This window comes from Oleomonas cavernae (genome assembly GCF_003590945.1).
GTDB lineage: Bacteria > Pseudomonadota > Alphaproteobacteria > Zavarziniales > Zavarziniaceae > Zavarzinia > Zavarzinia cavernae.
This window is the reverse complement of record NZ_QYUK01000011.1, coordinates 3640598-3660942: the sequence shown is the minus strand read 5'-3', so window position 1 is coordinate 3660942 and position 20345 is coordinate 3640598. Positions and strand designations below refer to the sequence as shown.

Here is a 20345-nt window from a genome sequence, read left to right as displayed (position 1 = left end):
TTCGGCGGGCATGCCGAAGTTTTGTGCGAATATGCCCAAATGATGACCACGGCCCGGCCAATTGACATCAATCTGGGCACCCCTTGTATTTGAAGGCGACGAGCCGGACGGCCGGAAGACACCGTCAACTTAAGGTCATCGCGAAGGGGTATCGATCATGCGTATCGTGAAGAGTGGGTTGCTTGGTCTCGCCCTGCTGGCGCTTGCCGGCCCGGCGCTGGCGGAAGACAAGCTGATCATCGGCAACGAGGGCACCTATCCCCCGTTCAGCATGGTGACGGCGGACGGCCAGTTGACCGGCGTCGAGCCCGACCTGACCCGCGAGATGTGCACGCGCATGAAGGTGACCTGCGAATTCGCGGTCATGGATTTCAAGGCGCTGATCCCCTCCCTGCTCCAGAACAAGGTGGACGTGGTCGCCAGCCAGGTGACACCGACGCCCGAGCGCAAGGAAAAGGCGCTCTTCAGCGTGCCCGTGGTCTACAACCCGGACATCTTCGTCACCCGCAAGGACAAGACCTACGAGTTCACCGTGGCAGGCCTGAAGGGCGTGCGCATCGGCGTGCAGCGCGGCTCGGCCATGGCGACCTACATCACCGCACAGTTCGGCGACGCCCCGGTGATCAGCCTCTATGACAACCCCGACCAGATCCGCCTCGACCTGCTGGCCGGGCGCATCGACATGACCTACGGCGCCAAGCTGAACTGGACGGCCGAGCTGATCGACAAGCCGGAAGGCAAGGATTACACCCTGGCCGGCGGCGACCACTGGAGCGGCGACATGTCGATCCCCGAGGATCAGCGCGGCTCGTCCTGGATCGTGCGCAAGGGCGAGGATGCCCTGCTCGCCAGGATGGACGAGGCGATCAAGAGCATGATCGCCGACTGCACCTTCACCCAGATCCGCAAGAAGTACCTCTCGGCCCCGATCGTCGCCGGCGAGGCCGCCTGCGTGAAGGCGGGCTGATCGGCCTCGCCCGCCCCGGAAGCCTTCGCCGGCTTCCGGGACCTGTCGGTAAAGCCACCCTCGTCATCCCGGCCTTGAGCCGGGATCTCGCGACCAGTGTTCTCAGTGTGAGAGCGTCGCAAGATCCCGGCTCAAGGCCGGGATGACGCATGTAAAGCAATTTGAGGCGGGAGTGGGTGGATGGAGCTGCTTTCCTTCGGTGACACCGGCTATGGCGACGAGCTGTTCTTCGGCGCGCTGATCACCATCAAGCTGGCGGTCTATGGCTATCTGCTGGCGCTGCTCTTCGGCGTGCTCATCGCCATCGTCAGCCTGAAGGGCCGGGGCATCCGCTGGACCCTGTGGCGCGTCTATTCCTCGATCTTCACCGGGGTGCCGTCGCTCCTCGTGATCTTCCTGTTCTATTTCGGCGGGGCCGAGATCGTCCGCGCGCTGCTGTCGCCCCTGGGCTTCAAGCTGCGCCTGGACGTGACGCCCTTTGCCGCCGGCGTCGCCGCCCTGGGCATCGTCTATGCCGCCTACATGGCCGAGCTGGTGCGCGGCGCCATCCTCAACGTGCCCAAGGGCCAGTTCGAGGCGGCCGATGCCCTGTCGATCCCGCGCCGGCACCTGTGGCTGCGCGTCATCCTGCCCCAGGCCGCGCGCCTGGCCATGCCCGGCCTCATCAACATCTGGATCGTGCTGCTGAAGGATACCGCCCTGGTCTCGCTCGCCGGGCTCAACGACATCATCGCCCAGTCCAAGATCGCCGCCGGCTCGACCAAGGAGCCCTTCATCTTCTTCACCGCCGCCGCCCTGTTCTTCGTGGTCTTGAGCATGCTGACCCTGCGGGTGGTCCGGCGCCTGAACCAGCGGCTCGCGCGCGGCGTGCGCCCGGCCATTACGTGAGGCGGCGATGAGTTTCGACCCGGTGCTTGCCTGGGAAAGCCTGCCCGCCCTGCTGACGGGGGCCTGGATGACCCTGCTGGTCACCTTCACCTCGCTTGTCGTCGGCGGGCCGCTGGGCTTCGTCGTCGCCTTTGCGCGGATGTCCAGGAACCGCTGGCTGGCCGCCTTCGGCGCCTTCTATGTCGCGGTGTGCCGGGGCGCGCCCAGCCTGATCCTGCTCTATCTGGTCTACAACGGCCTGGCCCAGGTCGAGCTGATCCGCAACGGCCCCCTGTGGTTCTTCTTCCAGAACGCCTTCTTCTGCGTCGTGGTCAGCTTCTCGCTCAACCATTCGGGCTATGTCGTCGAGATCCTGAAGGGCGGCATGGAAAGCGTGCCCGCCGGCCTGCTGGAAGCCGCCGCCGCCCTGGGCCTGTCGCCGCGCGAGATCCTGTTCAAGGTCAAGCTGCCGGTCGCCATCCGCTACGGCATGCGCGCCTACCAGAACGAGTCGCTGATCTTCATGAAGAGCACGGCGGCGGTCAGCGCCGTCACCCTGACCGACCTGACCGCGGCGGCCAACGAGATCTTCTACCTGACCTACGATGCCTTCACCCCGATCATCACCGCGGGCGCCATCTACTGGGTGATCAACAACCTGATGCGCCTGGGCTTCGACGCGGCCGACCGCGCTCTCAACCGCCACCTCTACGTGATGAATGCCGAACAGGCCGGCAAGCACAAGCCGGCCGCGGCCAGGCGGGCGGCCCCGCGCAAGATCGAGGATCCGGCAGCATGACGACCCAACCGGCGCAATACCCCTCGCTCACCCGGCATCCCGCCATCGCGGTGAACCATGTCCAGAAATGGTATGGCGATTTTCATGCCCTGAAAGGCATCGACCTGGTGGTGGAACGGGGCGAGAAGGTCGTCATCTGCGGCCCCTCGGGTTCCGGCAAATCGACCCTGATCCGCTGCATCAACCATCTGGAGCATCACGACAGCGGCACCATCGTGGTCAACGGCATCACCTTGGGCAACGACCGGGGCAGCGTGCTGGACGTGCGCCGCGAGGTCGGCATGGTGTTCCAGCAGTTCAACCTGTTCCCGCACCTGACCATCCTCGAGAACTGCGTGATGGCGCCCCGGGTGGCCCTGAAGCTCGACAAGCGCAAGGCCGAGGACCTGGCCATGCGCTACCTCGCCCGGGTCCAGATCGCCGACCAGGCCCACAAGTTCCCGGCCCAGCTTTCGGGCGGCCAGCAGCAGCGCGTGGCGATCGCCCGCGCCCTGTGCATGGAACCGCGCATCATGCTGTTCGACGAGCCGACCTCGGCGCTCGACCCGGAAATGGTCAACGAGGTCCTCCAGGTGATCGAGGAACTGGCGGCCGACGGCATGACCATGATCTGTGTCACCCACGAGATGGGCTTTGCCCGCAACATCGCCGACCGCTGCATCTTCATGGATCATGGCGAGATCGTCGAAGTGGCCGACGCGGAGGGCTTCTTCACCGCGCCCAAGAGCCCGAGACTGGCCGGTTTCCTGGCCCAGATCCTGAAATAGGACCTGGCGCCCGAGCGGCATTTTTGCGCAGCAACAGAAATCTTATTGCGCCGCCATTGCGAAAGAGGTGTTTGAGAAGCCGGTCGCGCGGGTTAAAAGTCCGCGCGCAAATTAACGGTCGTCAAACGACCGCCTGCTGTGGAGAGAGCCATGAGAGAAGCCGTCATCGTTTCCACCGCCCGCACGCCGATCGGCAAGGCGTTCCGCGGTGCCTTCAACGCCACCCATGGCGCCACCCTGGGCGGCCATGCCATCCAGCACGCGGTCGCCCGCGCCGGCATCGAAGGGGCCGAGGTTGACGACGTCTACATCGGCGCCGGCCTGCCCGAAGGCGCCGCCGGCCACAACGTCGCCCGCAACGCGGCCCTGCGCGCCGGCCTGCCGGTCAGCGTGCCGGGTGCCACCGTGAACCGCTTCTGCTCCTCGGGCCTCAACGCCATCGCGCTCGCCGCCCAGCAGATCCTCTCGAACAATGCCGATATCGCCGTCGGCGGCGGGCTGGAGACCATTTCGCTGGTCCAGCACAACCTCAACGTCAACCACTTCACCGAAGAATGGCTGATGCAGCACCACGCGGCGCTGTGGATGCCGATGATCGATACCGCCGACATCGTCGGCAACCGCTACAACGTCAGCCGCGAGTCCCAGGACGAATACTCGCTGGGCAGCCAGCAGCGCACCGCGGCCGGCCAGGTGGCAGGCAAGTTCGATGACGAGATCGTGCCCCTGAAGGCGGTCATGAACGTTACCGACAAGGCGACGGGCCAGACCAGCCAGAAGGATTTCGAGCTGAAGAAGGACGAGGGCAACCGCCCCGAGACCACGCTGGAAGGCCTCGCCGCCCTGCAGCCGGTGAAGGGCCCGGGCAACTTCGTCACGGCCGGCAACGCTTCGCAGCTCTCCGACGGCGCCTCGGCCAGCGTGCTGATGGATGCCAAGACGGCCGAGAAGAAGGGTATCGAGCCCTTGGGCATCTTCCGCGGCTTCGCCGTTGCCGGCTGCGAGCCCGACGAAATGGGCATCGGCCCGGTCTTCGCGGTGCCCAAGCTGCTGGCCCGCCATGGCCTGAAGGTCGACGACATCGACCTGTGGGAACTGAACGAAGCCTTCGCGGTGCAGGTCGTCTACTGCCGCGACCGTCTCGGCATCGACCCCGCGAAGCTGAACGTGAACGGCGGCGCCATCTCGATCGGCCATCCCTACGGCATGTCAGGCGCCCGCATGACCGGCCACATCCTGATCGAAGGCAAGCGCCGCGGCGCCAAATACGGCGTCGTGACCATGTGCATCGGCGGCGGCATGGGGGCTGCCGGCCTGTTTGAGATCCTGTAAGACAGAGCCTCTACTCCCCTCCGCCCGCTTGGCGAGCGGAGGGGCTGGGGAGGTGGGTCGGGCCGCTTCGAGCTGTCGACGTTCTGCCCGACGACCTCCTCACCCAACCCTCTCCTCCCGTGGAGGAGAGGGCTTTTGTGCTGTTGGGGGACGAGACATGGGCAAGGCAGAGGGCGTGGGACGCACCGCGCTGATCACCGGCGCCTCCGCCGGGCTGGGGACCGCCTTTGCGCAAGCGCTTGCCGGGCGCGGCTTCGACCTGATCCTGACCGCCCGCCGGCTGGACCGGCTGGAGGCAACCGCCCAGGCAGTGCAGGCCGTCCATGGCGTGAAGGTCACCGTGATCGCCGCCGACCTGGCCGACCCGGCGGCACCGGCCGCCCTGGTCGAGGCGATCAGGGCCCGCGGCCTCAAGGTCGACATGCTGGTGAACAATGCCGGCTACGGCATCCCCGCCGCCTTCGAGAAAACCACCTGGGAGGCGCAGCGCGACCTGATCCAGGTGCTGGTCACCGCGCTCGCCGAACTGACCCACCGGCTGCTGCCCGACATGCTGGCGCAGCGCTGGGGCCGGATCATCAATGTGGGTTCGCTGGCGGTCTTCGCGCCGGCCATTCCCGGCTCCACCCTCTATGCCGGGGCCAAGGCCTTCGTCGTGCGCTTCTCGGAATTCCTGGGCGCCGAGGTGGCCGGGCGCGGGGTGCATGTGCTGGCGACCTGCCCGGGCTTTACCCGCACCGAATTCCACGAAGCCGCCGCCATGACCGCGGTGACCAAGGCGATTCCAGACTGGCAGTGGCAGAGCGCCGAGGCGGTGGTCGAGGAAGCCGTGAAGGCGGTCATGGCCGGCCGCGAAACCGTGCTGATCAACGGCACGGCCAACCGGGTGACCGCCGGCGTGCTGAAATATCTGCCGGGGTTCCTGGTGCGCCGGGTCGCCGCGCGCCACCCGCTGGCCCGGCGCGCCGCCAACGCCGCCTTCGAGGAGTGACACACAGATGATGTTCGTGCCGATGCTGGGCCCCCGCGGCGACGACCTCGATGCCGTTCGCTATGGCTTCTTCCTGCTCTCGTTGCTGACCTCGATCTTCTACCTGGCCCGCACCGGCGGCGCCTGGTACCCGCTGATGCCCTGGCTGAAGGCGGTGCCGATCGGGGCCCTGGCGGTGATCGCCCTGCTGTCCAATCCCAACGGGGTCCTGCTGGGCTGGCTGCTGCTCGCGGCATTGGTGCTGTCGGTGGCCGGCGATGTCTTCCTGGCCCTGCGGGACGAGCAGCGCTGGTTCGTCTATGGCCTGGGTTCGTTCCTGCTGGCCCATCTGGCCTATATCGCGATTTTCGCCATCGTGATCATCGGCGTCGGCCATCGCATCGTGCCCTGGCAGGTGATCGCTTTGGGCCTGGTCGCCGCCTTTGCCGCGATCATGTTCGCCACCCTGCGCGCCAAGCTGGGCGAGATGGCGGTGCCGGTCGCCGTCTACATGCTGGTGATCGTGGTCATGGCCGGCGGCGCCCTGCTGGTGCCGGCAACGACGCCCTGGATCGCCGTGGGTGCGCTGCTGTTCGTCGCCTCCGACGGGATGATCGCCATCGCGCGCTTCGGCACGCCGTTCGGCGGCGTCCACCAACTGATCTGGATCACCTATTATCTGGCGCAATTCTTCCTGCTGGTCGGGATTCTGCGAGGCTGACCACGGCGCCGAAGATGCGGCGAAGCCCGAAGGCGGCCAGCATCGCCGCCAGCAGGCCCAGGGCCGACAGCACCCCGGCATAGGTCAGCGCGCTGGCGCGGCCGACCCGGCCGAGGCGCACCTGGGCCGGGTGCTGCGGCGCGTAATAGACAAGGGCGGTGGCATGGGGCGCGGTGTCGCCCGGCAGCCGCGTCGTCTCCCGCAGCATGGCCAGGCGCCGGTCGCCGATGGTATCCCCGGTCACGGTCTCGACCGGGGTGCCGCCCGGCGGCCGGTAGCGCACCCGCAGGCGATACTGTGCCTCGTCCTCGCGCCAGATGATGGTCTGCGCCGGTTCGACGCCGATGACTTCCGCGGTGGCCGCCGGCCAGTCGGCAATGGTCCAGTAGGGCCAGGCATGACCGACCGCCTGCGCCATGCCCCAGGCACCGGCAGCACACAAGACCAGGCCCAGGACGAGGTGAAACCAGTGGCGGATCATGACGCGCATGATCGGCCGGCGCGGGGCCGCCCGCAACAGGCGAAGGGCCCGGCCTTTGGGATCGGCCGGGCCCTTGTGGTTGCAATTCACCCCATTCAGAGGCTGGCGAGGTAATCCTCGAGCTTCTTCCGCACCGCTTCCGCCGCCTCGTCGGCATCGGCGATCTTGGTCTGGAGGCCTTCGATCGCGGTTTCCTGATCGTCGAGCTTCTTCAGGTAGCGGCGATAGAGGTCGCTGTCGCGCGGCACCGCGTCGAGGTTGGCGCGCAGGCGCGACTGTTCCTCGGTCAGGGCTTCCAGCTTGGCGGCCAGGCTCTCGCTCAGCGTCTCGTGCTCTTCCATGGTGCGCTTCAACTCGGCGATCTTGGCGAAGGCCGCGCGGGTCTTGGCGTCGAGCGCGTTGTTGACCGCGTAGTAGGCGATCTGGCCGTCGCCCATGTCGTCGACCGCGACGCTCTCGACCGACGGCCGCTGGGCGATCACCTTGACCTCGACGGTCTTGCCGGCGGCGACCTTGGCCGGGATGCGCCAGTAGAGATCGCTTTCCTCGACCCCTTCCTTGGGCTCGACCAGGGTGTAGCCGGCGAGCTTGGGGATCTCCAGGATCAGCTTGCGGGTCTCGCGGGCCGGGCCGGCGATCTTGTAGGTGATCTCGCGCTGCTCGATCGAGGTGGTGCGGAACACGCCGCGCTCGATGCTGCCCGACTTCAAGGTCGAGTCCGAGGTCTCGGCCCGGTCGATGCGGACCTTCTGGTCGAGGGCGTAGGAGACCATGCGCTCCTCGCCCGCCGGCAGGGCGGCCAGGCGGGCGTCGCCGACATAGGCATAGGACGCGGTTTCGCTGCGCTCGTAGAGGGTCAGGATGCCCGGGGCAGGCCGGTCTGGCCGTCGTTCTTCAGGCGGACCGAGGCCAGCGGGTGGCGCTGGTGGACGCCGGGCTGGTACAGGGCCAGGCGCTCGGCCGGCACGTCGCGGTCGATGATCGGCACCGAGAGCGAGCGGCCGGAGCCGACAGAGACCGGCTGGCCCAGCTTGAACACGACCTGGGTCAGGGCTTCGGTCGAGGCGACCTCGGTCGAGCCGCTGGCCATCTGCGCGGCATAGGGTTCGGGTTCCCCGGAGCGGTAGGCGATGATTGGCGCCGGGGCGGCGCCGCCATCTCCGGCGCGCCGCCGACGGCCCCCTCGGCCAGGGCGCGGCCGTAGTCGCGCCGGGCACGGGCGCCGTCGTCGGCATCGGCGGCGCCCGTGCCGCCGGCGGCATAGGCGCTGGAACCGGTGTCGACATTGGGCAGGATCCGCCCCACCACCTCGACCGGCACTTCCTGGCGATCGACATAGTAGCTGGCATAGAGCGCCTGGCGGAAGGTGACCGGGCTGCCCGAGACCAGGGTCAGCTCGACATCCTTCCAGTCCTGGCCGCTCATGTTCTCGATCACCGCCCAGCCTTGCAGGCGGGACTGGGTCGACTCGAGATCTGCGGGCAGGATCAGGCGGTAGGAGGTTTTCCACAGCGGCGTCGCCACGACATAGGCGACGCGCACGGTACGGGCACCCTGGCCGTTGCTGGCGATGGTCAGGCTGCGGCGGTCGCGGGCATGGGCCACCGACAGGGCGGCCAGCGCCTTGTCGACCTGGGCCTGCAAGGCGGGGTCGGCGAATTTCACCGACTGGGCATCTTCCAGGACCAGTTGCTGCAGGCCGGACTCGGTTGCCAGGGTGACCCGGTGGCGGATGGTGACGCCGCCACCGTCGGGCAGTTGGACCGTCTCCGGCTCGACCTTCAGCAGGCGGCCGGTCAGGGTGCGGCTGCCGGTGGCGATGACCTCGCTGCCTTGCAGGGCATTGAGCAGGGCGACCGGCGATTCCAGGGCCTCGGGGCCGAAGGGCAGGTCGCGGAACAGTTGCGAGACGGGCTCCAGGCCCGGCAGTTCGATGCCGCCGACGCCGCCCTTGTCGTCGAACACGACCAGGCTTTTCAGCACGTCGTCGACCTGGTCCAGGGGCACGTCGAGGGTCAGGGTGGTGTTGCCCTCGACCTTGGCTTCCCATTCGAAATAGCCGACGCCGCCGGTGGACAGCATGACCCGTTCCAGGGTCAGGTCGGCGGCGGCGGCACTGCCGGCTGCGATGCCCGCTAGGCCGATCGTGGCCGCTGCAAGGGCGTTTCTGATCGCCATGGTTTCCCCCTCTTTTGATTCAGGCGGCCGCAGTCTAGCTGCGAAATCATGACCGCAATACGGCCTGGGCGCGGCGACACCGGGGAGATGACGGCGTCTGTAGCGTGGCGCACATTATGGGCGAGGGAGACGGTTGCATGAGCGTGGTTATCGAGTTTCTGGCCGGCCGGGGCGCCGACAGCGAAGGGCGGATGATCGGGGAGATTCAGGGCAGGCCGGAAATCTGGCTCGAGTCCCGCCACGATTTCATCCAATGGCTGTTCCCCCTGCCCGAGCCGAGCGGCGCCAACCCCGACGCGCCGCTGCTGACCCGGGCCGACGCGGCCGCCATCGCCGGGGACGGGGCGCTGAAGGCGGCCCTGCTGGCCTCGGTCGATGCCATGGCCCGGCTCTATGGCTTGCACCGTGCCGGTGCGCTCTTCGCGCGCGGGCCGGCGTTTCCCGGGCCGTTCCGCGACTGGCTGGGGCCGATCGATCACAACCACCTGCGTCTCACCCGCATCCTGCGCTGCCTCAGCCTGTGCGGCCTGGTCGAGACTGCGGACGGGCTGCGCCGGCTGCTCGACGAGATCGCTGCCGCGGAGGCGCTGGGGGCCTGGGGCCTCAGCCTGAAATACTGGCGCGATGCCGGGGCTTGGCCGGCGCACTGGACGGCACCCGGCGGATAAGGTTTAAATTACTCGCAAGTGTATATAACAGGAAAATAACAACCAGGAGGCGGATCGCGTGGGTAATGCCAGGGGCAATGGCGACCAGCCCTACCCCGTGCCCGACGATGAACCGGGCGATAGCGCGCCGCACGCGGCGGCGCGGCTGCGCGATATCGCCGAAGGGATTGCCTCGTCCTGCGGCGAGGGGTCCTGCGCCACCTCCTGGAGGAGGAGTGGCGCCAGGCGGCCGAGCGCTCGCGGCTCGATCAGTCGATGCCCATTGCCGACCTCGAGGCGCTGCTGATCTTCATCGCCGAGCGGATCCGGCGCGAGCATGGCCTCGATGTCCTCGTCCGCCTGTTGAAAGACATGCGAGTCCTTGGCGAAACCCGCGAAAATGTGGACAATCAGAACGCGCACTGATTGAGGCGGGATCGCCTGTGGACGACTTTTTCGATGTAGCCGAGCAGATCGATACAGCCGAAACGGCTTTCGATGCGTTGGCGCACCTGACCAGGGCCGCCGCCCGCCATGGCTTCAGCGCCGCCGCCTGCATGGAACTGGTCATTCCCGACCAGATGCCGCCCGATGCCCTGGTGCTGCTGAACCTGCCGCTGCCCTGGGTCGAGCATTACATCGCCAATGATTTCGCCGTGGTCGACCCGGTGCTGGGGCAGGTGCTGAAGGGCACGGCCCCTTTCACCTGGGAGGAGGCGTCGGTCGGCGCCCGCCACGGCGCGCGCCGGGTGATGAACGAGGCCGCAGATTTCGGCCTGCGCGCGGGCATCACCTTTCCCATGCACGGCTCCAACGGCTACCGGGCCGAATTGACCCTGGCCGGGGATCGTTTCACCGACGATCCCAAGGCCCTGCGCGCCTTGCGCTTCCTGGCGATTTCGACCCACGACCGGGCGCGTGCCCTGATCCCCCGGCTGTCGCTGGCGCCGCCGCCCAAGCTGTCGGACCGCGAGCGCGAATGCCTGCACTGGGTCGCCGGCGGCAAGTCCGACTGGGCGATCAGCCAGATCATCGGCATCAGCGAAACCACCGTCCATTGGCACATCGAGCGGGCCAAGCGCAAATTCGCCGCCGCCACCCGCATCCAGGCCGTGGTGGCCGCCATTCGCGCCGGCGAATTGCGGCCCTGAAGGTTCAGGCCGCGAGGGCCGCCGACTCGAAGCGGATCGCCAGCACCGGATCGGGGACCTGGCGCTGGCGGCGCAGGTTGGCCAGGGCGCGGGTGTCGACCGGCGCGCTGATCCCCACGATCGGGGCGCCGCGCAGGACCACCGTCTCGCCCAGGATGGTCGGTGCCCAGTCGACATCGCACATGGTCTTCACCATGCGGGTTTCCATCACCGCGGTGATGGCGTCGGCCTCGCGCAGCATCGAATATTCCAGCATGGCGCAGGTCAGCTCGCCCCAGATGCGGCCCAGTTCCTCCCGCCCGCGCGACTCAGGCGCGATGCAACTGCGGCTGCTCTCGAAGATGGCCGGCCCCCGGGGCACCGGGCCGTTGCACAGGTGCGGGAAGACATCGGCGAGCAGGTGCGGCTCGGTCGTCGGGATCATGCGCATCGAGCCGGCGATGCCGCCCCGGGGTTGCGGCAGACGAGATAGACGGCGCGCGGGCCGTCGAATTCATCGCGCTCCATCCCGTCCTGCGCCAGCGGCAGATCCCACTGCAATTCCTCGATGAAGACGTGGTGGCGCAGGCGGAACATGGCGTCGAGGGTGGCGCGGTGGTGGCTGCGGTTCCAGGGCCCGATAACGTCGATCATTGGCTTCCTCATGGTTGTGGAAGTCAATGGGACAACTTGTAGGAAGTGCCCGCGCCTAACTGATCAGAGGGTTTGACAAGTGGTTGTGGTATTGATCAGAACATCAAATTTGATGTATTCCGGCGTCAGGTGACGCGGTAGTAGCCCATCATGCCGGTTTCCTGGTGCTCGATGATGTGGCAGTGGAGCATCCAGCTTCCCGGCTCGCCGGCGACGAAGGCGATCTGGGTGCGCTCCTTGGGTTCCAGCAGCACCGTGTCCGCCCAGTGCGGCGGGATCTCGTTCTTGCTGGAGCCCAGCACCTGGAAGGTGTGGCCGTGCAGGTGGATGGGGTGGCGGTGCGGCGTCGCGTTGAAGATCTCCACCACATAGCTTTGCCCGGACTTGAGCTCGGCCAGGGGCGGGGGCAGGTTCTCGTGCGAGGCACCGGGCCAGGGCTTGCCGTTCAGGGCCCAGAAGATCTTCTCGCTGGTGCAGATCTGCGCCGCGGTGAAACCGGTCAGGCGGCGGAATTCCTCGATCGCGGGATCGTCGACACCGGCGGCCAGTTCGAGCGGAAGCCGGGTCGCACGCGCCAGATCCGGTTGCGGCAGCTCGGCCGCCGGCAGGGCTAGGGGCCGCGCGTTTGCCGGCATGGGCTCGCCCTGCGTCTCGATCCGCGCCAGCAGCACCGGGGTCGCCTGCCAGATGTCCTGAAGCAGGACGACCGCGCCCTGCTCGCCAGGGGCGACGAAGGCGATGTCGGCCCGCATGGCCGGGCCGAGCGGCCGGGCTTTCAGCGCGAAGGGATCGCAGGCATTGCCATCGGTCGCGATCACCATTGCCTCGGCCCCGGTCATTCCCAGCATCGGGATGCGGGTCGCGTCGACATTCACGCAGCGCAGCCGCACCCGCGCCCCCGGCCGCACGGTGAGGGTCGGCGCCGGGCCGCCGTTGACCGTGCGCAGGGCGCCGAAGGTGCCGGCGCGGGCCGCGGCCTTGTCGCTGGTGATGGCATCCAGGCTGCCGTCGGGCTTCACCCGCCAATCCATCAGGACCAGGGTCTGGTCCAGGTCGAACAGGCCGTCCTCGCGCGGATCCTCGACGATCAGCACGCCGGCCAGGCCCCGGGTCAGCGCCGTCAACGTGTCGCAATGGGGATGGAAGAAGAAGGTGCCGGGATCGGGCGGCACGAAATCGTAGACGAAGCGCTCGCCCGCCTTCACCGGGGCCTGGGTCAGATAGGGCACGCCGTCCATGGCGTTGGGCACGCGCACGCCGTGCCAGTGGACCGCGTTGTGATCGGCCAGGTTATTGACGAAGGTCGCGGTGAAGCGTTCGCCGCGCCGCACCCGCAATTCCAGCGGCCAGGCATCGGCATAGGTCCAGGCCGGGGTCGGGCCGCTGCAGCCGGGCAGGGCCAGGGGGCGGGGCCGGGCGTCGAGCGTGAAGCCGCCGTCGCCCGCCCGGACCCTGCGGGCCAGCAGCGGCACGCAGGCCAGTGCGGCCCCGCCAGCCAGGACCTGCCGTCGCGAGGGGGCCATCGTCGTTCTCCTGAAACCAACTGCCGCGCACCATAGCTGCGAACGACTCTCAGGAACAGGCGTCAGGGCCGCCGTGCGAAGAAACGCCGCAACACGTCGAGATAGATGCGGGTCAGGCGCTCGATATCCTCGACCCGCACCTTCTCGTCGGTCTTGTGCATGGTCTCGCTCACCAGGCCGAATTCGACCACCGGGCAATAGCGGGCGATGAAGCGGGCGTCCGAGGTGCCGCCGCTGGTCGAGAGTTCGGGCGGCCTGCCGGTCTCGGCCACCACCGCCTGCACCAGGATGTCCGAGAGCGGCCCCGGCTGGGTCAGGAAGGCTTCGCCCGAAATCGTGGTCTTCAGCTCATAGGCGATGCCCGCCGCATCCAGGGTCGCCCGCAGCAGGCGGTCGAGCGAGGCGCCGGTGTGGCGGTCGTTGAAGCGGATGTTGATGCGGGCACTGGCCACCCGCGGGATCACATTGGTCGCCGGGTTGGCGATGTCGATCGTGGTGATTTCCAGGTTGGAGGGCTGGAAATGCTCGGTCCCGTCGTCGAGGTGCAGGCTCAGCAGGGCGTCGAGCAGGCGCACCAGCTTTGGCGCTGGGTTGTCGGCCAGGTGGGGATAGGCGACGTGGCCTTCGACGCCGGTAACCGTCAAGGTGGCGTTGATCGAGCCGCGGCGGCCGATCTTGGCCATCTCGCCCAGGGCGTGCGGGTTGGTCGGCTCGCCCACCAGGCAGCCGCTCCAGGTCTCGCCGCGGGCGCTCAGGGCTTCCAGCATCTTCACCGTGCCGTTGACCGCCGGGCCTTCCTCGTCGCCGGTGATCAGCAGGCTGATCGCGCCATCGCGGGGGATGCCGCCGTGGTTCTCGTCCAGGTATTGGCTGGCGGCGGCGGCGAAACAGGCGATCGCCGCCTTCATGTCGGCGGCGCCCCGGCCCAGCAGCCAGCCCTGGTCGAGCGTGGCGGCAAAGGGATCGACGCTCCACCGCGCGGCTTCGCCCACCGGCACCACGTCGGTATGCCCGGCAAAGCAGAAATGCGGGCCCTTGCCGCCGATGCGGGCATAGAGATTGTCGATATCGGGCGTGTCCGCGGCCGAGAACGGCAGCCGTTCCACGGTGAAGCCGATGCCTTTCAGCACGCTGCCCAGGGTATCGAGCGCACCGGCATCGGCCGGCGTCACGCTGGGGCAGCGGATCAGTTCGATCGCCAGCGGCAGCGCATCGAAGGCGCGGGTCATGGTTGCTTCCTAAAAGCCCTCTCCGCCCTTGAGGGCGGAGAGGGGACAGGAGGCGAGGCGTTCGGCGGTCATCTTCAGTCGCGCAGCAGTTCGTTGATCGAGGTCTTGGAGCGGGTCTGGGCGTCGACCCGCTTCACGATCACGGCGCAGTAGAGGCCGGGGTCGGTCGGGCCCTTGCCCGGCAGGGTGCCGGGGACGACGACCGAATAGGCCGGCACGCGGCCGCGGAAGACCTCGCCGGTGGCGCGGTCGACGATCTTGGTCGAGGCGCCCAGGTAGACGCCCATGGAGAGCACCGAGCCGGTCTCGACGATCACGCCTTCGGCCACTTCGGCGCGGGCACCGATGAAGCAGTTGTCCTCGATCACCACCGGGCCGGCCTGCAGGGGTTCGAGCACGCCGCCGATGCCGGCCCCGCCCGAGAGGTGGCAGTTGGCGCCGATCTGCGCGCAGGAACCGACGGTGGCCCAGGTGTCGACCATGGTGCCCTTGCCGACATGGGCGCCGACATTGACGAAGCTGGGCATCAGCACCACGCCCGGGGCGATATAGGCCGAGCGACGCACGATGCTGCCCGGCACGGCGCGGAAGCCGGCGGCCTTGAAGCGATTCTCGCCCCAGCCTTCGAACTTGGTCGGCACCTTGTCGAACCAGGCGCCCTGCAGCCCGGGCCCGCCGGCGACGACGCTCGAATCGTTCAGGCGGAAGGACAGCAGCACCGCCTTCTTCAGCCACTGGTTGACCACCCAGGCGCCATCCTTGGGGGCGGCGACGCGCACCTCGCCCTGGTCGAGCAGGCCCAGCACCGTCTCCACGGCCTCGCGCACCGCGCCGGTGGTGCTGGCGCTGATGGTGTCGCGCGCCTCCCAGGCGGCGTCGATGGCACTCTCGAGATCGGTCAGGGACATGAAAAGGCTCCAGCGAAAATTGCCCCGGACATTAGGGCGCTGTTGGGGGCTGTCAACCGAGCTGGGCCAGGAAGGCAGGGTTATCGCATTTGGCCGATGATGGACCTTGCGAAGTCATCGGACCAGCCTGAGCGTTTGCGCTTGCGTCGGACGGAGATGTCGCGGCGAGCGCGGTTGAGGACATTGAGGGCGAGCTTGCGCAAGGTGGCGAGGTTCTCGGGGCCGTGATCCTTGCGGTTTCGGGCGAGGTCCTCGTCGAAGACGACATCGAGAACCCAGTGCAGGCCGTTCTCGATGGCCCAATGGGATCGGGCGGCATCGAGATAGGCCTGGGCGCTCAAGCCACGGGAGGAGAGGTGGAAGTGCCGGGTGATCGTGGTCTTGCCGGCCCGTTCGACGGTGGCCTCGATCATGCCCAGGCAGGCCATTTCGGGCAGCATCACCGGCTCGTGGCAGGAGCTCTTCGCCCCCCGCATCCAGCGCAGATCATGGCTGACCCAGGCGCGCCGGGTCTCGATCCGCCCGTGGCCGCCATCGATCGTCGCCGCCGTGTCCAGGCCGGCGCGGACCGCCGGCGTGTCGAAGTAGCTCGCCACCATCTCGTGCAGGGCGGGACGGTTCGCTTTCAGCCGCAGAAGATAGTCGCTGCCGCGGTCGCGGATCAGTTGGGCCGTCTCCGTCTGGCAATGGAGTGCGTCGGCGGTGACCAGGCGGCCTTCCAGGTCCAGGCAGCGCAGAAGCGCCCGCGCGGCCAGGATTTCGCTGTCGCCGGCCGCGGCCCGGAAGCTCTCCTGCCCGATCACCAGCCGGCTCGACGAAGCAAAGGCCGTCACCACCGCCAGCGGGTTGCCGTGCGAGGCATCGTCGAACGAGCGTCGCAGCGTCTTGCCGTCGATCGCCACCACGCCCTCGCCCACCGCCCCGAGATCCGCCACGAACTGCCCGAAGCAACGCGCGAAGGCCGCCGGATCCAGCAGACGGAAAATCCGCGAGAAAGTGTCGTGGCTCGGCACCCCGTTCTCGAGCCGCAGGAAATCCCGGAACAGGCCCTCCCGGTCCACCGCGAAATCCGCAAAGTCCGAGCAGGTCTCCGCCCCGCACACCGCCGCCGTCAGCGCAATCGTCAGCACCTCCAGCAGGTCATGCCGCTTCGCATTCCCCGTCCGCGGATCCGGCAACGACGCAAACGCCTTCTCTATCCACGACATCCAAGGCTCCAAACATACCCATCAGAGCCTCCTTCAGAATCCCTTTCGCCCCGCCGCGCTACTCAATTTTCCAAATGCGATTCCCCTGGCCAGGAAGGCGGCCAGATCGTGGGTGGTGTGGTGGATGTGATCGCCCTGGCCGTGGTCGCCCCATTCGGTGCCGTTGGGGATCCACACGGTGGTCATGCCCAGTTCGGCCGCGGGCGCCAGATTGCGGGCCATGTCCTCGACCATGACGGCGCCGGCGGCCTGGACGCCCAGCAGATCGAGCATTTCCCGGTAGGGTTCGATCTCGGGCTTGGGCACGAAGCGGGCGGCGACGATATCGAAGACGCCGTCGAACTGGTCGGTGAGCCCCAGGCGCGCCAGCACCCGGCCGGCATGGGCGGTGGAGCCGTTGGTGTAGATCACCTTGCGCCCCGGCAGGCGCGCCAGCACCCCGCCCAGGGCGGGGGAACCGTCCAGCGGGCTCAGATCGATGTCGTGGACGAAATCGAGGAAATGATGGGGATCGACGCCATGGTCCAGCATCAGGCCCTTCATGGTCGTGCCGTGGCGGCGGAACAGCTCGCTCTTCAGGGCGCTGGCGCCGGCGTCGTCCAGCTTCAGGTGGTCGGCGATATAGGCGCGCATCTTGGCCTCGATCTGGTCGAACAGGCGGCAGGACGCGGGATAGAGTGTGTTGTCGAGGTCGAAGACCCAGGTCTGGGCCCGGGCAAGGTCAGTCATCGGCATGGCGGCGGCAGATTGGGCGGATGGGGCGCCGCTGGCAAGGGTTTCGCGCGCATTGGACCCGCGCATCAACCAATTCTTGACGAAGCGCCGTCTAGTATTCGCCGGTTCGGTGAGAACGGGTGGGCCAGCAGTCTTGATGATGCGCGACATTGGCGATGAGAGGGCCCGGGGCGGGATCACCGCCGCGGCTGCGCTCGATCGCCTGGTCAACCAGTATCCAGGCCCGGCCCTGATCGTCGGCCCGGGCGGGCGCATCGTCGGCGCCAACGAGGCCGCGCGCGTGCTGTCGGCCATGCTGCGGGCAGGGCATGACGGTCTGGCGCGACTGGTCGACCGCAGCCGGCTGTCGGTCCAGGGGCTCAAGGAAGAACTGGTTTTCCAGGGCGAGGACGAGGATGACCTGGTGCTCGAGGTCACCGCCCTGGCGATGGGCGCCATGGTGCTGCTGCTGGCCCGCGATACCACGGTCGAGCGGCGCCTGATCGTCTCGCTGTCCGACTCCCGCCAGCGCCTGACCGATATCATCGATTGCCTGCCCGACTTTTCCTGGGAGACCGATTCCCGCGGCACCCTGACCTTCGTTGCCCCGCGCCTGGCCCTGGGCTATCCGGCCGAGGAATTGCACGGCCAGGATGCCGCCGTCCTGATCGACGCCGAATGGCTGGCGGGGCGGGCCAATCCCTTCCGGGCCGAGCAGCGCCTGACCGACAGCGAAGTCTGGCTGCGGGCCAAGGACGGCACCCACCTGTGCGCCCGCCTGTCGTGCGTGCCGGTGTGCGACGATCACGGCCGCCAGATCGGGGTGCGGGGCGTTGCGCGCGACATCACCGCCGCCCGGGCGCGCGAGAATGCCTTGAGCCTGGCCCTGGACCGCGAACGCCTGCGCGGCGCCGTCACCGAGGCGATGCGTGGCGCCGGCGGCCTGGAGCGGGCCTTGCGGGTCGCGGCGGAAGCGCCGCTGAGCGCGCTCAATGCCGGCGGCGCCCTGATCCTGGCGCGCAATGACGCTGGCGGCGTGGCCAATGTCCTGATGACGGGCTCGGTGCTGCCGGTCACGGCCTGGTCGATCCGGGAAGAGGTCGCCCGGCTGATGGCGCGGGACACCATGCCCGGCGCGGTCCACGTGGTCGAACTGGGCACCGACACCGCCCTGGTGGCGATCGCCTGGGAGAGCGGCGCGCCGATCGGCGCCCTGGTGCTGGTGCGCTCGGCCCGACAGCCCTGGCAGGGCGGGCAGATCAGCCTGCTGGGCGCGGTCGCCGACCAGCTCGGCCTGGTCCTGGGCCTGCGGGCGCGGGTGGCCCAGCTCGAAGCCTTGTCGCTGGTCGATGCCCTGACCGGGGTAATGAACCGGCGGGCCTTCGACCAGGAACTGGCGACCAAGATGCGCCAGGCCGACCGGCTGGGACGCCGGGGCACCCTTCTGCTCATCGATTTCGACGGCTTCAAGGCGTTGAACGATCGCTTCGGCCATGCCTATGGCGACCGCGCGCTCAGCCTGTTCGGCAGGGCGATCCAGGACAATCTGCGGGCGGGCGACCTGGCGGCCCGTCTGGGCGGCGACGAATTCGCCCTGTGGTTGGACGGGGCCGATGCCGCCGGCGGCTTTGCCAAGACCGATTCCCTCTACGAGATGATGGGCAGGGTGAACGGCGCCTTGGGCTCGCCCGAGGCGGCGCTGGGCCTGTCGATCGGCATTGCCGTCTACGAGCCAGGGGGCGGCGAGGGGCGGGACGCGATCACCTCGCGTGCCGACCATGCCCTGTACCGGGCCAAGCGGGGTGGCCGCAACCGGGCGGAGTTGGCGTTGACCGCGGGGAGCGTGGCATGTTGAAGCGCTTTATCGGCCGCCTGCGGGCGGCCAACCGAACCCCCCTCAGCTATGAAGAGCAGCGCAGCCGCCTCGAGCAGGGCGACCTGGCGGCCCGGCGCGGCCTGGCGCGCCTGGAAGCCACCCGGCCCGAGGTTCTCTACTACCTGGCCGAAGACAGCGACGGCGGAGTCCGCCAGCTGGTGGCGGCCAATCCCTCGACCCCGTTCCAGGCCGACCGGCGCCTGACCGCCGATACCGACAGCGAAGTGCGCGAGGAGTTGGCGCGCAAGCTGGGGCGCCTGCTGCCGAACCTGACCGCGCGGGAACAGGCGACCCTGCGCGAGCGCACGGTCGAGCTGATCGAGATCATGGCCCGCGATCAGCTACCCTCGGTCCGCCGCGTCCTGGCCGAGGAGCTGAAGCACGCGACCAATGTCCCGCGCGACCTGATCCGGCGCCTGGCCCACGACCTGGACCTGATCGTGGCGGCGCCGATCCTGGAGTATTCGCCGCTGTTCAGCGACGACGACCTTCTGGAAATCGTCGCGACCTCCCGGGTGGAAGGGGCGCTGGCCGCGCTTGCCCGGCGCAATCACATTCCAGGTGCCGTGGCCGATGCCATCGTCGCCACCCTGGACATTCCGGCCGTCGCCGCCCTGCTGGCCAATCCGTCGGCCCGCCTGCGCGAGGACGTGCTCGACCGCATCATCGATTCAGCCCCCCAGGTCGAAGTCTGGCACCAGCCGCTGGTCCTGCGCGCCGAGTTGTCGATGCGGGCGATCCGCCGCATCGCCAGCTTCGTCGCCTCGTCATTGATCAACGAACTGATGATCCGGACCGACCTCGACGAGGAAACCGCCCAGGCCCTGGCCCGGCGGGTCCGCGACCGGGTCGCCAGCGGTGACCTGGAAGGTAGCAGGAGCGGCATCGAAGCCCTGCTGGCCGAGCTCGCCGCCCTGCACGGCCGCGGCGAGCTCGACGAAGCCATGATCGACCAGGCGATCGAGAGCGGCCGGCGCGATTTCGTCGTCGCCGCGCTGACCGTGCGGTCCGGCATCACCCTCAACGGCGTGAAGCAGATCCTGGGCTCGCGCCTGGCCAAGTCGGTCGTGGCCCTGGTCTGGCGGGCGCGGCTGTCGATGCGCCTCGCCTTGAAGATCCAGCGCCAGATCTCGCTGATCCCCCAGGGCAGCCTGCTGCTGCCCCGCGGCGGCGTCGGCTATCCGCTGACGCCCGAGGAAATGAACTGGCACCTGGAGTTCTTCACCCAGGAGGGGCAGGGCACGAGGTAGGTCGGGCCGCACTGCCGGTTGCAACTTCCCCCACCGTCATGGCCGGGCGAAGTCCCGGCCATCCACGTCGGCAAGCTGCCTCTCCCGTCAACGGATGTGACTCGTCCCGACGTGGATGCCCGGG

At 68.3% G+C, this 20345-nt stretch carries 23 protein-coding genes; 12 read left to right on the top strand and 11 right to left on the bottom strand.

From position 1 onward, the window contains the following. Positions 1-157 precede the first annotated feature (157 nt). The 7 genes from D3874_RS21640 to D3874_RS21610 all read left to right on the top strand — a co-directional run bounded on the left by D3874_RS21640 (position 158) and on the right by D3874_RS21610 (position 6423). On the top strand, positions 158-967 hold the full coding sequence (locus D3874_RS21640; protein WP_119780781.1) for a transporter substrate-binding domain-containing protein: 810 nt from the start codon (positions 158-160) through the stop codon (positions 965-967). A 180-nt stretch (positions 968-1147) separates the two neighbouring features. Continuing rightward, positions 1148-1855 carry an ABC transporter permease gene (locus tag D3874_RS21635; protein WP_119780778.1) on the top strand — a complete coding sequence of 236 codons (708 nt, stop codon included), beginning with the start codon at positions 1148-1150 and terminating at the stop codon, positions 1853-1855. Positions 1856-1862: 7 nt separating this feature from the next. Further along, on the top strand, positions 1863-2633 hold the full coding sequence (locus D3874_RS21630; protein ID WP_119780775.1) for an ABC transporter permease subunit: 771 nt from the start codon (positions 1863-1865) through the stop codon (positions 2631-2633). Further along, positions 2630-3400 carry an amino acid ABC transporter ATP-binding protein gene (locus D3874_RS21625; protein ID WP_119780772.1) on the top strand — a complete coding sequence of 257 codons (771 nt, stop codon included), beginning with the start codon at positions 2630-2632 and terminating at the stop codon, positions 3398-3400. The genes D3874_RS21630 and D3874_RS21625 overlap by 4 nt, the downstream gene beginning before the upstream one ends. A gap of 150 nt (positions 3401-3550) precedes the next feature. Then, entirely contained in the window at positions 3551-4732 is a 1182-nt protein-coding gene (locus D3874_RS21620) for an acetyl-CoA C-acyltransferase (RefSeq protein ID WP_119780769.1), read from the top strand. A gap of 157 nt (positions 4733-4889) precedes the next feature. Then, on the top strand, positions 4890-5723 hold the full coding sequence (locus D3874_RS21615) for an SDR family NAD(P)-dependent oxidoreductase (RefSeq protein WP_119780766.1): 834 nt from the start codon (positions 4890-4892) through the stop codon (positions 5721-5723). Between the two features lie 7 nt (positions 5724-5730). Next, a complete protein-coding gene (locus D3874_RS21610) occupies positions 5731-6423 on the top strand; it encodes a lysoplasmalogenase (RefSeq protein ID WP_119780763.1) in 693 nt (230 codons plus the stop codon). Here D3874_RS21610 and D3874_RS21605 read toward each other — a convergent pair. From D3874_RS21605 to D3874_RS21590, 4 genes are all read right to left on the bottom strand, one after another. Next, a complete protein-coding gene (locus tag D3874_RS21605) occupies positions 6371-6994 on the bottom strand; it encodes a DUF3592 domain-containing protein (RefSeq protein WP_119780760.1) in 624 nt (207 codons plus the stop codon). The two genes, D3874_RS21610 and D3874_RS21605, sit on opposite strands and share 53 nt — an antisense overlap. A 5-nt stretch (positions 6995-6999) precedes the next feature. Next, positions 7000-7677 carry a hypothetical protein gene (locus tag D3874_RS21600; protein ID WP_119780758.1) on the bottom strand — a complete coding sequence of 226 codons (678 nt, stop codon included), beginning with the start codon at positions 7675-7677 and terminating at the stop codon, positions 7000-7002. A gap of 83 nt (positions 7678-7760) precedes the next feature. After that, positions 7761-7994 carry a hypothetical protein gene (locus tag D3874_RS21595; RefSeq protein WP_119780755.1) on the bottom strand — a complete coding sequence of 78 codons (234 nt, stop codon included), beginning with the start codon at positions 7992-7994 and terminating at the stop codon, positions 7761-7763. Then, positions 7952-9082 carry a hypothetical protein gene (locus D3874_RS21590; RefSeq protein WP_119780753.1) on the bottom strand — a complete coding sequence of 377 codons (1131 nt, stop codon included), beginning with the start codon at positions 9080-9082 and terminating at the stop codon, positions 7952-7954. Before D3874_RS21590 ends, D3874_RS21595 begins: the two co-directional genes overlap by 43 nt. A gap of 137 nt (positions 9083-9219) precedes the next feature. Here D3874_RS21590 and D3874_RS21585 point away from each other — a divergent pair, with 137 nt between their 5' ends. From D3874_RS21585 to D3874_RS28710, 3 genes are all read left to right on the top strand, one after another. Then, positions 9220-9750: an opioid growth factor receptor-related protein gene (locus D3874_RS21585; protein WP_158596149.1), complete on the top strand. Its 531-nt coding sequence runs from the start codon at positions 9220-9222 to the stop codon at positions 9748-9750. A 255-nt stretch (positions 9751-10005) separates the two neighbouring features. Continuing rightward, on the top strand, positions 10006-10155 hold the full coding sequence (locus D3874_RS28715) for a hypothetical protein (RefSeq protein WP_158596148.1): 150 nt from the start codon (positions 10006-10008) through the stop codon (positions 10153-10155). 17 nt (positions 10156-10172) lie between these two features. Further along, entirely contained in the window at positions 10173-10880 is a 708-nt protein-coding gene (locus D3874_RS28710; RefSeq protein ID WP_158596147.1) for a helix-turn-helix transcriptional regulator, read from the top strand. A 4-nt stretch (positions 10881-10884) separates the two neighbouring features. Here the strand turns inward: D3874_RS28710 and D3874_RS21575 are convergent, their stop codons facing one another. From D3874_RS21575 to D3874_RS21545, 7 genes are all read right to left on the bottom strand, one after another. Continuing rightward, entirely contained in the window at positions 10885-11304 is a 420-nt protein-coding gene (locus D3874_RS21575) for an acyl-homoserine-lactone synthase (RefSeq protein ID WP_158596146.1), read from the bottom strand. After that, positions 11301-11513, bottom strand: a complete 213-nt coding sequence (locus D3874_RS31345; protein ID WP_158596145.1) for an acyl-homoserine-lactone synthase — start codon at positions 11511-11513, stop codon at positions 11301-11303. The genes D3874_RS21575 and D3874_RS31345 overlap by 4 nt, the downstream gene beginning before the upstream one ends. A 125-nt stretch (positions 11514-11638) precedes the next feature. Further along, positions 11639-13036 carry a multicopper oxidase family protein gene (locus D3874_RS21565; RefSeq protein ID WP_119780739.1) on the bottom strand — a complete coding sequence of 466 codons (1398 nt, stop codon included), beginning with the start codon at positions 13034-13036 and terminating at the stop codon, positions 11639-11641. A 62-nt stretch (positions 13037-13098) separates the two neighbouring features. Continuing rightward, positions 13099-14265, bottom strand: coding sequence for a succinyl-diaminopimelate desuccinylase (gene dapE, locus D3874_RS21560; protein WP_119780736.1), 1167 nt, complete (start codon positions 14263-14265; stop codon positions 13099-13101). A 74-nt stretch (positions 14266-14339) separates the two neighbouring features. Next, a complete protein-coding gene (dapD, locus tag D3874_RS21555) occupies positions 14340-15173 on the bottom strand; it encodes a 2,3,4,5-tetrahydropyridine-2,6-dicarboxylate N-succinyltransferase (RefSeq protein ID WP_119780733.1) in 834 nt (277 codons plus the stop codon). Between the two features lie 80 nt (positions 15174-15253). Further along, entirely contained in the window at positions 15254-16381 is a 1128-nt protein-coding gene (locus D3874_RS21550) for an ISAs1 family transposase (RefSeq protein ID WP_119779739.1), read from the bottom strand. A 33-nt stretch (positions 16382-16414) separates the two neighbouring features. After that, complete coding sequence (locus D3874_RS21545; protein WP_233560093.1) at positions 16415-17182, bottom strand: pyrimidine 5'-nucleotidase; 768 nt, start codon at positions 17180-17182, stop codon at positions 16415-16417. 70 nt (positions 17183-17252) lie between these two features. Here D3874_RS21545 and D3874_RS21540 point away from each other — a divergent pair, with 70 nt between their 5' ends. Together D3874_RS21540 and D3874_RS21535 are read left to right on the top strand one after the other, a co-directional pair. Beyond that, a complete protein-coding gene (locus D3874_RS21540; RefSeq protein ID WP_158596144.1) occupies positions 17253-18950 on the top strand; it encodes a diguanylate cyclase in 1698 nt (565 codons plus the stop codon). Then, positions 18944-20221 carry a DUF2336 domain-containing protein gene (locus tag D3874_RS21535; RefSeq protein ID WP_119780724.1) on the top strand — a complete coding sequence of 426 codons (1278 nt, stop codon included), beginning with the start codon at positions 18944-18946 and terminating at the stop codon, positions 20219-20221. The genes D3874_RS21540 and D3874_RS21535 overlap by 7 nt, the downstream gene beginning before the upstream one ends. Positions 20222-20345: the final 124 nt, after the last annotated feature.

Coding starts and splice junctions, on each gene's coding strand:
- D3874_RS21640 (WP_119780781.1), top strand. CDS start 158: ATGCGTATCGTGAAGAGTGGGTTGCTTGGTCTCGCCCTGCTGGCGCTT.
- D3874_RS21635 (WP_119780778.1), top strand. CDS start 1,148: ATGGAGCTGCTTTCCTTCGGTGACACCGGCTATGGCGACGAGCTGTTC.
- D3874_RS21630 (WP_119780775.1), top strand. CDS start 1,863: ATGAGTTTCGACCCGGTGCTTGCCTGGGAAAGCCTGCCCGCCCTGCTG.
- D3874_RS21625 (WP_119780772.1), top strand. CDS start 2,630: ATGACGACCCAACCGGCGCAATACCCCTCGCTCACCCGGCATCCCGCC.
- D3874_RS21620 (WP_119780769.1), top strand. CDS start 3,551: ATGAGAGAAGCCGTCATCGTTTCCACCGCCCGCACGCCGATCGGCAAG.
- D3874_RS21615 (WP_119780766.1), top strand. CDS start 4,890: ATGGGCAAGGCAGAGGGCGTGGGACGCACCGCGCTGATCACCGGCGCC.
- D3874_RS21610 (WP_119780763.1), top strand. CDS start 5,731: ATGATGTTCGTGCCGATGCTGGGCCCCCGCGGCGACGACCTCGATGCC.
- D3874_RS21600 (WP_119780758.1), bottom strand. CDS start 7,677: ATGGTCTCCTACGCCCTCGACCAGAAGGTCCGCATCGACCGGGCCGAG.
- D3874_RS21595 (WP_119780755.1), bottom strand. CDS start 7,994: ATGGCCAGCGGCTCGACCGAGGTCGCCTCGACCGAAGCCCTGACCCAG.
- D3874_RS21590 (WP_119780753.1), bottom strand. CDS start 9,082: ATGGCGATCAGAAACGCCCTTGCAGCGGCCACGATCGGCCTAGCGGGC.
- D3874_RS21585 (WP_158596149.1), top strand. CDS start 9,220: ATGAGCGTGGTTATCGAGTTTCTGGCCGGCCGGGGCGCCGACAGCGAA.
- D3874_RS28715 (WP_158596148.1), top strand. CDS start 10,006: ATGCCCATTGCCGACCTCGAGGCGCTGCTGATCTTCATCGCCGAGCGG.
- D3874_RS21575 (WP_158596146.1), bottom strand. CDS start 11,304: ATGATCCCGACGACCGAGCCGCACCTGCTCGCCGATGTCTTCCCGCAC.
- D3874_RS31345 (WP_158596145.1), bottom strand. CDS start 11,513: ATGATCGACGTTATCGGGCCCTGGAACCGCAGCCACCACCGCGCCACC.
- D3874_RS21565 (WP_119780739.1), bottom strand. CDS start 13,036: ATGGCCCCCTCGCGACGGCAGGTCCTGGCTGGCGGGGCCGCACTGGCC.
- dapE (WP_119780736.1), bottom strand. CDS start 14,265: ATGACCCGCGCCTTCGATGCGCTGCCGCTGGCGATCGAACTGATCCGC.
- dapD (WP_119780733.1), bottom strand. CDS start 15,173: ATGTCCCTGACCGATCTCGAGAGTGCCATCGACGCCGCCTGGGAGGCG.
- D3874_RS21550 (WP_119779739.1), bottom strand. CDS start 16,381: ATGTCGTGGATAGAGAAGGCGTTTGCGTCGTTGCCGGATCCGCGGACG.
- D3874_RS21545 (WP_233560093.1), bottom strand. CDS start 17,182: ATGCGCGGGTCCAATGCGCGCGAAACCCTTGCCAGCGGCGCCCCATCC.
- D3874_RS21540 (WP_158596144.1), top strand. CDS start 17,253: ATGATGCGCGACATTGGCGATGAGAGGGCCCGGGGCGGGATCACCGCC.
- D3874_RS21535 (WP_119780724.1), top strand. CDS start 18,944: ATGTTGAAGCGCTTTATCGGCCGCCTGCGGGCGGCCAACCGAACCCCC.